At 61.9% G+C, this 14,705-nt stretch carries 15 protein-coding genes; 2 read left to right on the forward strand and 13 right to left on the reverse strand.

The window, feature by feature from the left end; translation table 11 throughout:
- Positions 1-23: 23 nt before the first annotated feature.
- On the reverse strand, positions 24-1,388 hold the full coding sequence (locus AB5Y98_RS06065) for an MDR family MFS transporter (RefSeq protein WP_368231526.1): 1,365 nt from the start codon (positions 1,386-1,388) through the stop codon (positions 24-26).
- A gap of 177 nt (positions 1,389-1,565) precedes the next feature.
- Here AB5Y98_RS06065 and AB5Y98_RS06070 point away from each other — a divergent pair, with 177 nt between their 5' ends.
- Positions 1,566-2,162, forward strand: coding sequence for an HAD family phosphatase (locus tag AB5Y98_RS06070; RefSeq protein ID WP_010633205.1), 597 nt, complete (start codon positions 1,566-1,568; stop codon positions 2,160-2,162).
- 88 nt (positions 2,163-2,250) lie between these two features.
- On the opposite strand, the gene AB5Y98_RS06075 is transcribed toward AB5Y98_RS06070, so the two are convergent.
- The 9 genes from AB5Y98_RS06075 to rpe all read right to left on the reverse strand — a co-directional run bounded on the left by AB5Y98_RS06075 (position 2,251) and on the right by rpe (position 10,557).
- Complete coding sequence (locus AB5Y98_RS06075; protein ID WP_024941153.1) at positions 2,251-3,048, reverse strand: DUF1338 domain-containing protein; 798 nt, start codon at positions 3,046-3,048, stop codon at positions 2,251-2,253.
- Between the two features lie 63 nt (positions 3,049-3,111).
- Positions 3,112-4,581 (reverse strand): succinylglutamate-semialdehyde dehydrogenase, encoded by a 1,470-nt coding sequence (gene astD, locus AB5Y98_RS06080; protein ID WP_368231527.1) that lies wholly within the window; start codon positions 4,579-4,581, stop codon positions 3,112-3,114.
- A 70-nt stretch (positions 4,582-4,651) separates the two neighbouring features.
- Entirely contained in the window at positions 4,652-5,671 is a 1,020-nt protein-coding gene (astA, locus tag AB5Y98_RS06085) for an arginine N-succinyltransferase (protein ID WP_005298408.1), read from the reverse strand.
- 75 nt (positions 5,672-5,746) lie between these two features.
- Entirely contained in the window at positions 5,747-6,964 is a 1,218-nt protein-coding gene (locus AB5Y98_RS06090) for an aspartate aminotransferase family protein (RefSeq protein WP_010633203.1), read from the reverse strand.
- A 277-nt stretch (positions 6,965-7,241) separates the two neighbouring features.
- Positions 7,242-7,823 (reverse strand): aminodeoxychorismate synthase component II, encoded by a 582-nt coding sequence (locus AB5Y98_RS06095; RefSeq protein ID WP_005298405.1) that lies wholly within the window; start codon positions 7,821-7,823, stop codon positions 7,242-7,244.
- A gap of 20 nt (positions 7,824-7,843) precedes the next feature.
- The gene (locus AB5Y98_RS06100) at positions 7,844-8,059 is read right to left on the reverse strand and encodes a hypothetical protein (protein WP_005298403.1); all 216 of its coding nucleotides are present in this window, start codon (positions 8,057-8,059) and stop codon (positions 7,844-7,846) included.
- 124 nt (positions 8,060-8,183) lie between these two features.
- On the reverse strand, positions 8,184-9,188 hold the full coding sequence (gene trpS, locus AB5Y98_RS06105) for a tryptophan--tRNA ligase (protein ID WP_005298400.1): 1,005 nt from the start codon (positions 9,186-9,188) through the stop codon (positions 8,184-8,186).
- Positions 9,189-9,227: 39 nt separating this feature from the next.
- Positions 9,228-9,896: a phosphoglycolate phosphatase gene (locus AB5Y98_RS06110; protein ID WP_368231528.1), complete on the reverse strand. Its 669-nt coding sequence runs from the start codon at positions 9,894-9,896 to the stop codon at positions 9,228-9,230.
- Positions 9,883-10,557, reverse strand: a complete 675-nt coding sequence (gene rpe / locus AB5Y98_RS06115) for a ribulose-phosphate 3-epimerase (RefSeq protein WP_010633199.1) — start codon at positions 10,555-10,557, stop codon at positions 9,883-9,885. The genes AB5Y98_RS06110 and rpe overlap by 14 nt, the downstream gene beginning before the upstream one ends.
- An 81-nt stretch (positions 10,558-10,638) precedes the next feature.
- Between rpe and AB5Y98_RS06120 the strand changes: the two genes are divergently transcribed.
- Entirely contained in the window at positions 10,639-10,800 is a 162-nt protein-coding gene (locus AB5Y98_RS06120) for a hypothetical protein (protein WP_368231529.1), read from the forward strand.
- A 273-nt stretch (positions 10,801-11,073) separates the two neighbouring features.
- Here the strand turns inward: AB5Y98_RS06120 and AB5Y98_RS06125 are convergent, their stop codons facing one another.
- From AB5Y98_RS06125 to aroB, 3 genes are all read right to left on the reverse strand, one after another.
- Positions 11,074-11,946 (reverse strand): Dam family site-specific DNA-(adenine-N6)-methyltransferase, encoded by an 873-nt coding sequence (locus tag AB5Y98_RS06125; RefSeq protein WP_017765003.1) that lies wholly within the window; start codon positions 11,944-11,946, stop codon positions 11,074-11,076.
- A gap of 70 nt (positions 11,947-12,016) precedes the next feature.
- Complete coding sequence (locus AB5Y98_RS06130; RefSeq protein WP_368231530.1) at positions 12,017-13,624, reverse strand: SPOR domain-containing protein; 1,608 nt, start codon at positions 13,622-13,624, stop codon at positions 12,017-12,019.
- Complete coding sequence (aroB, locus tag AB5Y98_RS06135) at positions 13,614-14,696, reverse strand: 3-dehydroquinate synthase (protein WP_017778955.1); 1,083 nt, start codon at positions 14,694-14,696, stop codon at positions 13,614-13,616. The genes AB5Y98_RS06130 and aroB overlap by 11 nt, the downstream gene beginning before the upstream one ends.
- Between the last annotated feature and the right edge of the window lie 9 nt (positions 14,697-14,705).

A 14,705-nucleotide genomic window follows, 5' to 3' on the forward strand; every position in this document is an offset into this window, starting at 1 on the left:
CTCTTTTTATCGGCTGGCGGCCATCAGGCGGGCATGTCGGCCAGCTCGTGGCGCTTCAACGCCAGCAGGGTGACCAGCAGGGCGGCGCTGGCGATCAGCGCCATGCCGATGTAGGTGGCGCTGAAGCCGGGCGCCAGCTCGACCGGGCTCAGGCTGGCCAGGTTGTGGCTGCTGCCCGCCGGCAGGGCAGAGTGGAACAGCACGGCGCAGATGGCCACCCCGACCGCCCCGCCCAGCTCGCGGCCGAAGTTGAACAGCGACATGCCGATGCCGCGATCTTCCCGCGGCAGGGCGTTTTGCACCACCACCGAGAGCGCGGGCAGCACCAGGCCAAGGCCGATGCCGGCAAACGCCAGCCCCAGCCTGATCCAGACGTCGAAGTGGATCTGCCACAGGGCCAGCGCCGCCAGGGCGAACCCCACCACCACGAAACGCTTGTAGTAGCCGGTGTGACCGATCAGCTTGCCGCCGACGAAGGCCCCCGCCGTGATGCAGACCATGAAGATCACCATGATCTCGCCGCTGTCGCTGGCGCTCATCCCCTTCTGCCACTGCATCTGCAGCGGCAGGTAGACCAGCACGGCGAACATCAGCAGTTGTGAGGCCAGCGCCAGCAGCACGCTCACCAGATAACCGGGCTGACGCGCCAGGTGGGCCGGCAGGATAGGGTCGTGGGCCAGCCGCTCGATCAGCACCAGCAACAGCAGGGCCACCACCAGCGCGGCCGCAAGCCAGATGGCGGGCAGCGCCGCCTCCGGCGAGAGCAGCAACAGGGTGAGAGTGGTGACAGTGATGAGCAGCGCCGCCCCCTTCCAGTCGAAGCGGCTGTGACGACGCACATTGAGGTGGCCCAGGTTGCGGTTCACCAGCCAGAGGGCGATGGCCCCGAGCGGCAAATTGATCCAGAAGATCCAGCGCCAGCTGAGCTGCTCGGTAAAATAACCGCCGAGCAAGGGGCCGGCGATGCTGGAAACCGCGTAGACCGCCGAGATGTAGCCCTGATACTTGCCCACCTCCCGCGGCGGTATGCTGTCGGCGATAACGGTGAAGGCGAGCGCGATCAAGCCGCCGCCTCCCAGCCCCTGCAGCACCCGGGCGGCCAGCAGGGTCGGCAGATCCTGGGCCAGGCCGCAGGCCACCGAGCCGGCCAAAAACAGGCCTATACCGATGTTGAGCATGCGCACGCGACCGAACATGTCGCTCAGTTTGCCGTAGATGGGCAGGGCGGCGGTGGCCGCCAGCAGGTAGGCGGTGACCACCCAGGTGAGGGCGGCGCCGGCATTGAGCTCGGCCCCTATGATGGGCAGCGGGGTGGTGACTATGCTCTTTTCCAGTGAACCCAGCGCGATCACCAGGGCCACGCTCGAGAAGATGGTTTTGGGGGACATAAGACGGGCTCGCTCCTTTGTTGCTCCAGCGTCTGCGGCGCAGAACTTGTTATTGTCTCATACATCACTGGCGGATGACCAAAACCGGGCGCCCGTGCCGGCAAGCATGACCCCGGTCGCGGCAATGTGCCCCCCGCTCTGGTAGGCTGCCCTTTTACCCCGAGAGGAAGCAGCCCCATGTCCGAGCAGTTCCGGTTTGAGCAGTACGACGCCCTGATTTTCGATATGGATGGCACCCTGGTGGACTCCATGCCGCGCCACCTGGATGCCTGGGAAGCCACCAGCGCCGAGTTCGGCCTGCCCTTCGATCGCGCCCAGCTCAACGAGTACGGCGGCATTCCCACCCGCAAGATCGTCGCCATCCTGGCCGAACAGCACGGCCTGACCATAGACGTGGAGGCCTTCACCCGCCGCAAGGTGGCCCTCTACATGGAGCATATCCAGCAAGTGAGCGTCTTTCCTGCCATGTGGGAGCTGGTCAGGCGCTGCCACGGCAAGGTCCCCATGGGTATCGGCACGGGCTCGCCGCGCAATCAGGCGGAGTCGATCCTCAAAAGCACCGGGCTCGATGCCTATATCCAGGTGGTGGTGAGCGCCGACGACGTGGTCAACCACAAGCCCCACCCCGACACCTTCCTGCAAGTGGCCGAGCAGCTGGGGGCCAACCCCGCCAACTGCCTGGTGTTCGAAGACACCCAGATCGGCCTGCAGGCGGGCCGCGCCGCCGGAATGGAGACGGTACTGGTGCTGGAGGGGGAGCTCTACCAGCGCTAGGCTACACAACCCTCGCTGTCACCAATGGAAACGCCTCCGCAAGGGAGGCGTTTTGCATGCAGCAGTGCCGGCATGAGCCGGCCCCGGCTTACATGGCGTTGGTGGATTCGAAGATCTTGTCGGCCGACGCCTCGACGAAGCCCGGGTAGAGCACGCCGTCGGCCTGCGGGTAGCGCAGGGCGAATTCGTAGAAGCAGCTCGGGATGGTGCGCACGCCGTCGCTGAAGGCCACGTCCGCCTTGTCGGCCATGGTGGAGGATTGCTCCAGCATCACGTGGCGGTCTCCTTTCACCTCGCCGCCCACGCTGTTGAGCACGAAGCCGGCCGCTTTCAGGGCAGCGTTGACCTGCTCTATGGTGTCGAAATCCCGCAGGCGGTTGATGTTGACGGTGAAGTGGTTGGCGCGATAACCCCAGGCCGCCATCCAGGCCGCATACTCGCTCTCCGCCAGCAGGGTCTGGTAGTCGGCATAGGAGACCTGCCAGGGGGCACCGGCATAGAGGAAGGCGGCGGTATCGGTCAGATGATCGGGCACCTGATCCACCAGCTTGTGGATGATGGCCTGGGCGCCTTCGGAGAGCTCTTCTACCTTCAGCTCGCTGATGAACACCTTGGGAGCGTCCGGATCCTTGTGCTCGAAGTGCTTGGCGTAGAGCTTCTTGGCCTTGAACACGTACTCGCCCTTCTGCTCGTAGCCGAGCGCCAGGAAGTGGGCCGCCAGCTTCTCCAGCCCCAGCTTGGGCAGGTTGTAGGTACGAAACGCCACGTGATCGTTGACGATGGGTTCACCGCCCCCCAGCAGGGTGTGCACCTTGTGGGCACTCGGGGTCACCTTGATGTAGTTGTCCCACAGATGACTGAACAGGGTGTCGATATCCTTTTGCATCTCTCTTTCCTTTGATTGCGGGTACAGACAGGGGCACCCTGAGGTGCCCCCTTTTCGTTGTTGTCAGAAGCTCAGGCCGGGAGACAGCTGATCCGGCATGGCAGCCTTGCTGTCTTCGACGGAAGCGACCGGATACGCACAGTAGTCGGCGGCGTAGTAGGCGCTCGCTCTGTGGTTGCCGGAGGCACCGATGCCGCCGAACGGAGCGGCACTGGAGGCACCGGTGATGGGCTTGTTCCAGTTGACGATGCCGGCGCGAATGCGCTTGAAGAAGTGGTTCCAGTCCGCCTCGCTGTCGCCGAGCAGGCCGGCCGAGAGGCCGAAGCTGGTGGCGTTCGCCTTCTCGATAGCGGCATCGAAGTCGTCGTAGCGAATGAGCTGCAGCAGCGGGCCGAAGTACTCTTCATCCGGCAGCGCGCTGACCGCGGTCACGTCTATGATGCCCGGGGAGACGAAACCGGTGCCCGCTTCCAGGTGCTTGAGAGTGAGCAGGCTCTCGCCACCGAGGCGCTGCAGGTTGGCTTGCGCCTCGACCATGCCCAAAGCTGCACGCTCACTGATCATGGCGCCCATAAAGGGCTGAGCCTCGTCATCGTAGTGACCGACCTTGATCTGGCCGACCACCTCCACCAGGCGCTTGACCAGGGCATCGCCACGCTCGCCGCGCTCGACGAACAGGCGACGGGAACAGGTGCAGCGCTGGCCCGAGGTGATGAAGGCGGACTGCACGATGGCATGGACGGCGCCGTCGATGTCGCTCACGTCTTTCACGATCAGCGGGTTGTTGCCGCCCATCTCCAGGGCCAGGATCTTGCCCGGCTGGCCGGCAAATTGCTGGTGCAGGAAGTGGCCGGTGCGGGATGAACCGGTGAAGAAGAGGCCGTCGATGTCCGGGTTGCCGGCCAGCGCCTTGCCGGTGTCCACCTCGCCCTGCACCAGGTTGAGCACGCCCTTGGGCAGTCCCGCCTCCTGCCACACCTTCAGCATGGCTTCAGCCACCATGGGGGTCAGCTCGGAGGGTTTGAACACCACGGTATTGCCGGCGATCAGCGCCGGCACGATATGACCGTTGGGCAGGTGGCCCGGGAAGTTGTAGGGGCCGAACACCGCCACCACCCCGTGGGGTTTGTGGCGCACGAATGCCTTGGCGCCCGGCATGGGGTTCTCCACCGTGCCGGTGCGCTCGTCATGGGCGCGGATGGAGATGGCGATCTTGCCCTGCATGGCGGCTACCTCGGTACGGGTCTCCCACAGCGGCTTGCCGGTCTCGCGGGCGATGGTCAGGGCCAGCGCCTCCTTGTGCTCGCCAAGCAGGTCGGCGTAGCGGCGCACGATGGCCAGACGATCGTCGAGGGCCAGATCGGACCAATGATAGAAGGCTTGGCGGGCGGCCTTGACGGCGGCATCGACCTGGGCGGCGCTGGCGGCCTCCCCTTGCCAGATCACCTGATTCTTGGCCGGATCCTTTGATTCGAACGGCTTGCCTTCACCGGCCAGCCACTGACCGTCGATAAATTGCACTAAATGAGTCATCCAATCACTCCCTGTGGTATGCAGGCAGCCGAGGCTGCCTGTTTCATATTCGGTTTCGTCGCCAGCCGGATCAGTCGAGATCGACGGCGCGCACCATGTCGCCATCCTGCACCTTGAGCGCCGCCGCCATCTTGGGCGGAATGATGGCCTCGTGCTTGTCGAGATCGACCCGGATGTTGCCGTAGCAGGCGCGGTAGTGCTCGTAGCGGGTGTTGCAGATCAGGTGGGTCTTGCCGCCGATGGGCTCGCCCACCAGTACCCGCAGCTTCTGGCTGCGGCGCACGCTGCGAATGTTCTTCACGTCGCACTCGACGGTGGGGCCGGCATCGAAGATGTCGACATAGCCGCGATTCACGAACCCTTCGTCCTGCAGCATCTTGATGGCCGGGCGGGTCTTCTCGTGGGTCTGACCGATGACGGCGCGCGCCTCGTTGCTCAGCAGATTGACGTAGATGGGGTACTTGGGCATCAGCTCGGCGATGAAACGCTTCTTGCCGATGCCGGTGAGATAGTCGACGGTGGGAAAATCCATCGAGAAGAAATGCTTTTGCAGCCACTCGTAGAAGGGGCTGTGACCATCGCCATCGGAGACGCCGCGCATCTCGGCGAAGACGGTTTCGTCAAACAGCTCGGGGTGTTCGGCCATGAACAGAAAGCGGTGCTTGGAGAGCAGACGGCCGTTGAGCCCCTCGCGGGCGCATTCGCGCAGAAACAGGGTGCAGAGCTCGGAATTGCCGGTGTAGTCGTTGGAGAGGGTGAGCGTCTCCACCACGTTGTAGATGCCGAGCTTGGGGGAAGAGTGCACCACCTTGCCGATGTGATAGTTGTAGAACGGCTGGGACAGGCCCACGGCCGCATCGATGGCGCAGGTACCGACCATTTCGCCGGTCTCCAGATCCTCGGCGACGAAGAAATAGAGGCAGTCACCCTTGCCCGCAGGCTTGTCCGAAAAGGTCTGGGTGGAGGCGTCTATCTTGCGCTGCAGCAGTTCATCGTTGACGGGCAACGAGGTCATGCCGGTGCCGGATTCGATGGCACAGGTCTTGAGACCGGCAAAATCTTTTTGCTCGATGGGACGGATAACCAACATAAATGACAACTCCCTTTCATTGACGACAGGTGGGGGCCCGGCTCCTGCCGGGCGGGTTCCCCACCTCAATTTGGATCAGGCGTTAACCACCTGGGCAACCGCTTTCTCGAACCGGGCCAGCCCTTCCTTGATGTCCGCTTCCGGAATAACCAGGGACGGCGCGAAGCGCACCACGTTGGTGCCGGCAACCAGCGCCATCAGACCCTGATCGATGGAGGCCAGCAGGAAGTCGCGGGAACGCCCCTTGTAGTCGTCGTTCAGCACGGCGCCCAGCAACAGACCCTTGCCGCGCACTTCGCTGAAACAGTGGTACTTGGCGTTGATGGCTTCCAGCCCTTCGCGGAACAGTTGCTCGCGCTGCTTGATGCCGCTCAGCACTTCCGGGGTGTTGATCACGTCGATCACCGCCTCGGCCACCGCACAGGCCAGCGGGTTGCCGCCGTAGGTGGAGCCGTGAGTACCCACTTTCAGGTGGGAGGCGATCTCGGTGGTGGTCAGCATGGCGCCGATGGGGAAGCCGCCGCCCAGCGCCTTGGCGCTGGTGAGGATGTCCGGCGTGACACCCAGACCCATGTAGGCAAACAGATCGCCGGTACGGCCGACGCCAGATTGCACTTCGTCATAGATCAGCAGGGCGTTGTGTTTGTCGCACAGCTCGCGCACCCCTTTGGCAAACTCGTCGGTGGGACGAATGATGCCGCCCTCGCCCTGCAGCGGCTCCATCACCACGGCGCAGGTATTGTCGGAGATGACCTCGGCCAGTGCGGCCAGATCGTTGTAAGCCACGTGGGTGATGTCAGCGGGCTTGGGACCGAAACCATCGGAGTAGGCAGCCTGGCCACCGACACTGACGGTAAAGAAGGTACGACCGTGGAAACCCTGATGGAAGGCGATGATCTGGGTCTTGTGGGCGCCGAACTTCTCGATGGCGTAGCGACGGGCCAGCTTGAGGGCGGCTTCGTTGGCTTCGGCACCGGAGTTGCAGAAATAGACCTTGTCGGCGAAGGTAGCGGCGACCAGCTTCTTGGCCAGGCGCAGAGCCGGCTCGTTGGTCATCACGTTGGAGAGGTGCCACAGCTTCTCGCCCTGGGTTTTCAGGGCCTCTACCAGCTTGGGATGGCAATGGCCCAGGCCATTGACGGCGATCCCGCCGGCGAAGTCCACATACTCACGGCCTTCCTGATCCCAGACACGTGACCCTTCACCACGCACCGGGATGATCTTGGCGGGCGCATAGTTGGGAACCATCACTTCATCAAACACTTCACGTGTCACTGCCAACAACTCTGACATATTGCTCTCCTTCGATCTGGCGACAGAATAATCCACCGCCCAAAAGTTAAATCCATGTAAACACATCGGCATTGTCACAGAAAAAAAGCTAAAAGTCTGCAACAAAGCGCGTTACAGGGAACAATGTTCGATTGCCCGTGAGATTTTAGGCAACCGCATTGCATAACGGCTCAGGGGGTGTTGGCAAGAGATAATTTGGACAGGGAGGCAGGTGAATAAAGTGTCAGGGAAAATATTTTTGGCCTCATCACGATTTTGAGAGGCCGATCACGACTTGTCAGGAATTTGCCAGAAAATTGGCCAGCAATTGATGGCCCTGTTCGCTCAAAATGCTCTCCGGATGGAACTGAACCCCCTCTATATTCAACTGCTTATGGCGCAGGCCCATGATCTCGTCCGGGCTGCCGTCGGCATGTTCGCTCCAGGCGGTGATCTCGAGACAGTCGGGCAGGGTGTCGCGCTCCACGATGAGCGAATGGTAGCGGGTGACCCGCAGCGGGTCGTTGAGCCCCTTGAAGACGCCCTCCCCCCGATGGCGAATGAGCGAGGTCTTGCCGTGCATCATCTGGCGCGCACGTACAACCTGAGCGCCGAACGCCTGCGCCAGGGACTGGTGGCCGAGACAGACGCCGAGGATGGGAAGCTGGCCGGCAAAACGGGAGATGGCCGCCAGAGAGATGCCCGCCTCGTTTGGCGTGCAAGGGCCGGGAGAGATCACCAGATAGCGGGGAGAGAGCCGGGCGATGGCGTCCAGCGTCAGCTCGTCATTGCGCTTCACCACCACCTCCTGTCCCAGGGCGCCAAAATATTGCACCAGATTCCAGGTAAAGGAGTCGTAGTTATCGATCAACAACAGCATGGGTCAACCAGGGCAGAGAATTAACGATCCAGATAGCGGCCCTGCTCCATCTCGCGCTCGCGCTGGCACTCGGCCAGGTAGATGGCGGCGGCGATGGCGGGGATTTTGTGGTGCTTGTCGATGGCGTTGGAGACCATCAGTTGCAGGGTATGCAGGTTCTTGGCCTTGCGGAACTTGCGCAGCCAGTGACCCTTGTCACCCAACTCTTCAATCGTGGTATTTGATTCGACAGACATGCTAACTCTTGGGGCAGACGCCCGCGTTTGAAATTGGAAGATGAAAACAACGAATAGCAGGTCGGGTAAAACAAAGAAAGCCAGGCAAATACCCAGCTCTCTTCTACTACACCTTCCCAGTATGTCAGGCTCGAGGAACGAAGCCGACTACATCATATACGCTGGCCAGGGTTTTTTCAGCCCTTTCCCGCGCCTTTTGTGCACCTGCCGCCAAAATGGCCTGCAGATGAGCCTCATCCTGACGCAGCTCGTGGAAGCGCGCCTGGATCGGCTCCAGCAAGGCAACCACGGCTTCGGCGGTTTCAGTCTTGAGGTGACCGTACATCTTGCCTTCGAAATGCTGTTCCAGCTCGGGGATGGAGCGACCTGTCACCCCGGACATCAGGGTCAGCAGGTTGGAGACCCCCGGCTTGTTCTCCGGATCGAAACGCACCACCGCCGGCTCGTCGGAGTCGGTCACCGCGCGCTTGATCTTCTTGACGATCTGCTTGGGATCTTCCAGCAGGCCGATGAAGTTGGCCTCGTTGTCATCCGACTTGGACATCTTCTTGGTCGGATCCTGCAGGCTCATCACCCGGGCGCCTTCGGTCGGAATGAAGGGCTCCGGCAGGGTGAACACCTCGCCGTAGAGGTTGTTGAAGCGGGTGCAGATGTCGCGGGTCAGCTCCAGGTGCTGCTTCTGGTCGTTGCCCACCGGCACCTGATTGGCCTGATAGAGCAGAATGTCGGCCGCCATCAGCACCGGATAACCGAACAGGCCGACGTTGACGTTGTTCTCGAAACGGGCGGACTTGTCCTTGAACTGGGTCATGCGCGACAGCTCGCCCATCTGGGTGTAGCAGTTCAGGATCCAGCCAAGCTCCGCGTGCTGCGGCACGTGGGACTGGATGAAGACGGTGCTCTTGGCCGGATCGATCCCCACCGCCAGATAGAGGGCGGCGGCGTCCAGGCAGGCCTTGCGCAGGGCGGCCGGATCCTGGCGGGTGGTGATGGCGTGCAGATCGACGATGCAGTAGAGGCAGTCGAAGTCATCCTGCATGTTGACCCACTGACGCAGGGCCCCCATGTAGTTGCCGATGGTCAGCTGGCCCGACGGTTGGGCCCCGCTCAATACGATAGGTTTAGTCATCAGAGTGTTGATCCTTGTTATTCGGCCTGCCTGGCCAGCTTATTCGGCCAGCAGCGCGTCGAGCTGGGCAAACTGTTCACATACCCAGTCCGGGCGGGAATCTGCGATGGGACGGCCATAGTTGTAGCCGTAGGTCAGCCCCACCACCTTCATGCCGGCAGCCTGGGCGGCCAGCACGTCATTTTCGGAGTCGCCCACCATCAGGGTGCGCGACGGGCTGACGCCCAGCTCGTGGCAGGCCAGCAGCAGCGGTTCCGGGCTCGGTTTCTTGACCGGCACGCAGTTGCCCCCCAGCCAGAGCGCGAAGCAATCGGCGATGCCGAGGGCATCGAGGATCGGCTGCACGAAGTGGCTCGGTTTGTTGGTCACGATCCCCTGCCGGTAGCCCAGCGCCTGCAGGCGACGCAGGCTCTGCTCGACCCCGTCATACATGGCCAGCCCTTCCAGCAGGCAGGCCTGATAGTGACGATCAAACAGCAGACGGGCGCCAGCAAACAGCTCGGGCGCCGCGCGATAGTCCAGCGCCCGCTGGATCAGCTTGTCGGCACCATTGCCGACCCAGGTCCGCACCACGGCCTCGTCAGCCTCGGCCAGCCCGAGTTCGGTCAGCGTACGGTTGACCGCCAGCGCCAGTTGCGGGGCGCTGTCGATCAGGGTGCCGTCCAGATCGAACAGCACCAGGTCAAAATCACGTTCAGCGTTTGACATGAGAGAGCTCCGCCCGCATCTCGTCGATCACCGCCTTGTAGTCCGGGCGGCTGAAGATGGCAGAGCCGGCCACAAACATGTCGGCACCCGCCTGGGCAATTTCACGGATGTTCTCCACCTTGACCCCACCATCGATCTCGAGACGGATGTCGCGGCCGCTCTCGTCGATCAGGCGTCGCACCTGGCGCAGCTTGTCGAGGGTGCCGGGAATGAAGCTCTGGCCACCGAAGCCCGGGTTGACCGACATCAGCAGGATCACGTCCAGCTTGTCCATCACGTACTCCAGGCAGGTGAGCGGGGTGGCCGGGTTCAGCACCAGACCGGCCTGGCAGCCCTGCTCCTTGATGAGGCCCAGGGAGCGGTCGACGTGGTCGGACGCTTCCGGATGGAAGGTGATGAGGGAGGCACCCGCCTTGGCAAAGTCGGGAATGATGCGATCCACCGGCTTGACCATCAGGTGCACGTCGATGGGGGCTTCGATACCGTAGTCACGCAGGGCCTGACAGACCATGGGGCCTATGGTCAGGTTGGGCACATAATGGTTGTCCATCACGTCGAAATGGACCACGTCGGCACCGGCGGCCAGCACCTTGGCGACATCGTCCCCCAGACGGGCAAAGTCGGCGGAGAGGATCGAGGGGGCAATCAGAAAGTCTTTCATCAGCGTCATCCATTGGCAGCGTGGCAGAAAAAGCGGCGCAATTTTACCGCAAACGAGCGCCGAAAACGACCCGCACAGGGTATGGAAAAAGCGAACGTCATCATCACTGCAAGCGAGCGCCGAAAACGACCCGCACACGGTATGGAAAAAGCGGACACCATCATCACCGCAAACGAGCGCCGAAAACGACCCGCACACGGTATGGAAAAAGCGGACGCCATCATCACCGCAAGCGGACGCTGAAAACGCCCCATACGCAATACGGAAAAAGCGAACGCCATCATCACCGCAAACGAGCGCCGAAAACGACCCGCACACGGTACGGAAAAAGCGGACACCATCATCACCGCAAACGGACGCCGAAAACGACCCGCACAGGGTATGGAAAAAGCGGACGCCATCATCACCTTTACCGCAAACGAGCGCCGAAAACGACCCGCACACGGTATGGAAAAAGCGAATGCCATCATCACCCGCGGGAGATATAAAAAAACGGCACCCAAGGTGCCGTCTGTCTCAGCCGAGTGGCGCCAGTTCGGCGTCGCTCGGGTAGTAGCCCTGCTCCGGCTCGATGCCGGGCGGATAGAGCGCCAGCAACTCGGCTACCTTGTTGCGGGTGCCACCGTTGCGGCTGATGGTGCGTTTGACCAGGATCTCGTCGAGGCGGGCACCGCGATAGAGTTCGCGGGTCAGCTCGATGTCGTGGTTGCTGATGAGCACGGGCACCCCTTTGCGGGCCGCGGTGTGGCGGGCCAGTCTGGCCAGCACGGCCTGATCGTCCAGGGTAAAGCCGCCGGCCGAATAGGTGGTGAAGCTCGCCGTGGTGGAAAGCGGCGCATAGGGCGGATCGCAATAGATGACCCAATCCTCTTCGGCGCGCTGGATGGCGTCGGCATAACTTTCACAGATGAAGGTCGCCTTCTGCGCCTTCTCGGCGAAGGCCCACAGCTCTTTTTCCGGGAAATAGGGTTTCTTGTAAGAACCGAACGGGACGTTGAAGCCCCCTTTCTTGTTGTAACGGCACAGGCCGTTGAAACCGTGCCGGTTCAGAAACAGGAACAGCAGAGCACGTTCGAAACTGGTATCAGCCTGATTGAACTGGGTACGCAGCCGGTAGTAGGCGGCCTTGTGGTTGTGCTCGGCAACGAACAGCTTGCGCGCCTCGGCGATGAAGCTGTCCGGCGTCTGCTTGAGGTGGTTGTAAAGCCCGATAAGATCCGGATTGATGTCGTTGAGCACATAGGCGTCGTAGTCGGTGTTGAGAAACACGGACCCGGCCCCGACGAAGGGCTCCAGCAACACACGCCCGGCCGGCAAACGCTCGGCAATCTCTTCAACCAGGGAGTATTTTCCCCCGGCCCATTTTAAAAAAGCGCGTGTTTTTTTCATGGAAATCCGGTGTTAAGAAGGCATCGACCAAAAAAGGGGGACGATTCTACCCCCTTCCCGGCCAAAATGGCTATTGCTTCAACTCTTTTTGTACCTGCGCAAACGACTTGGGCCAGGGTTGACCCTTCAGCAAGGCGGGCGACAGCTTGCGAATGGCGGCCTTGGCCTGGTTGCTGCTGGCGTAGTCCCCCTGCAGCACCACATACCAGGGGCTGCCGCGGAACTGGGTCTGATAGACCCAGATCTTGCCGGCAAGGCCATTTTCGGCCACGAACTTGTCGACCGCCTTGGTGTTGCTCGCCCCCATCAGCTGGATGCTGTAGTGGCTGCGCGGCTTCTTGTTCAGGGTAGCGGCGGGGGTCAGCGCCACCTTGGGTGCAGGAGTCGCCACCGGCTCGGCGGCAGCAGGTTTGACCACCGGCTTGCTGGTAGCCTGCGCGGGCTGGGCCTTGGCGGCTGTTGCCGGCTGGGCAGCCTGGGCGGTGGCATTGGGTGTGGCCGCCTGCTTGGCAGGCGCATCCTGGGTGGCTGCCGCCCGGGAATCGGCGCCGGTCAACTCATCCACCACCGCCGTGGGCAGGGCCCCGCTGACGTTGGGCTGCTTCATCAGCTTCTCGACCACCTCGTCGGAGATCACCACCCGGCGCCCCTCGTAGTTGGTCGATTCGGTGGTAACCGTGTCGCTCTCCACCGCCTTGGGCAAGGCCTTGGCATCAGGCTGCCAGTCGCGTACCACACCACCCTGATTGGTGGCGGCATCATCATTGTTCACACTCTGATTGCCGTTCTGGCTGCTGTTGCTGCCACCGACGGTGAGCGGATCGCCACCCGACACGGGGATCGGCAGCGCCGTGCTCTGGGCGGGTTCAGACACGGCCCCTTTGTCGTCACTGCTGAACAGGGCCGGCAGCAGATAACTCAGGGCCAGCAGGCCGCCGGCAACCAGTGCCAGCAGGGTCGCAATCTTCTTGACGGGCAACTCGGCCTGACGTTTCTTGGGCCTTCTGTCGGTCATGATATCCTCCAGTAACTGCATGATGGTGGACGGATGTCCATTCGCCACTTTCAGGATCTCTTCCACTTTCGGCTTGGGCAAGAGGGCTGTCGGGATCTTGAGCTCTTTGGCCTTCTCATACAAGAAGATACGTTGTTCGGGGGCGCTCAGTGGCGCGACTTCCAGCTCCAGTGCCGGCATGGCACGCCCTTTGAGCAACGCCTTCTGGGTGCGACACCAGACGTCACTGCCGGACACCATGATCGCCAACTGATGGGGCACAGCCAGGGTGTCGTTGTGGCGGCACAGGCTCCACAGCTCGCCAACCAGTTCGGCCGGCAGCTCGTCTGCCCGTTCGATCAGCAGCAGCAATGTGGCCGGTTTGCCCTCCAGCATGCGAAAGAAGCTGTCTGCCAGCGCATCCTGTGGATTGAACAGCGGGCGGGCCACCACCTGGGGCAGCAACAGCTGACGCACGTCCACCATCTTCATGGCCGGACTGCCGATGAGGCTGGCGACGCGGACTTTTTCAGGCAGACGATCGAGCATGTCCTGGCACAAGGTGCCGCGACCGCTGCCGGGTTTGCCGGAAAGAAAAATGAAAGGATGATTGAATTCAATCAGATGCAGCAGCCGGTCAACCAGCTGCCGCTGGGAAGGAAGCTTCAGCAGTTTATTTGTCACGACCAGACTCGATCACCGCCAGCAGTTCAGCATCGGAGACATCGGCCACTACCTGGGCATGACCGATGCCAACCGGCAGCACCAGACGCAGTTTGCCTTCCAGTACCTTCTTGTCGCGACGCATGTGGCGAATGAAGGCGGCAAAATCCATCTCGGGCGGTGCCTGTACCGGCAGATTGGCCGCCAGCAGCAGTGCCCGGATACGGGCTACGTCCTGCTCGGTCACATCGCCACGGGCCTGTGCGGTCCAGGCAGCCAGCATGGTGCCCGCCGCCACGGCCTCGCCGTGCAGCCAGTTGCCGTAGCCCTTTTCGGCTTCGATGGCATGGCCGAAGGTATGACCCAGGTTGAGCAGGGCACGCACGCCATGCTCGGTCTCGTCCTGACCGACCACGTCGGCCTTGATTTCGCAGCAGCGGCGGATGGCATAGGCCAGCGCGGCCGGCTCCTGCGCCTGCAGACGGGACATGTTGGCTTCGAGCCAGCAGAAGAATTCGACATCCCAGATGATGCCGTACTTGATCACCTCGGCCATGCCGGCGGCGAATTCACGGGCAGGTAGGGTCTGAAGGCACTCGGTGTCGATGACCACGTGTCTGGGCTGATAGAAGGCCCCAATCATGTTCTTGCCGAGAGGATGGTTGACGGCGGTCTTGCCGCCGACGGAGGAGTCAACCTGGGAGAGCAGTGTGGTAGGCACTTGAATGAAAGGAATGCCACGCTGGTAGCTTGCCGCAGCAAAGCCGACCACGTCGCCTATCACACCGCCCCCCAGGGCGATCAGAGTGGTATCACGGCCATGGTTGGTTTCCAGCAGAGCAGACATGATCCGCTCGAAGGTTGCCAAGTTCTTGTAGGCCTCGCCATCCGGCAGGATCAGGTGTTCAACCTGATAACCGGACAGCAGCTGGGTAATGCGCTCAAGATACAAGGGGGCGACAACGGTGTTGGTCACTATCATGACCCGCTTGCCCTTGATGGTTTGCGTCAGCACCTCTGCATGCTGCAACAGACCTGCCGCTATCTCGATGGGATAGCTGCGTTCACCCAGTTCGACCTTCAACCTTTCCATGGACGTCCT

This window comes from Aeromonas sp. s3 (genome assembly GCF_040907805.1).
Taxonomy (GTDB): Bacteria; Pseudomonadota; Gammaproteobacteria; order Enterobacterales; family Aeromonadaceae; genus Aeromonas; species Aeromonas dhakensis.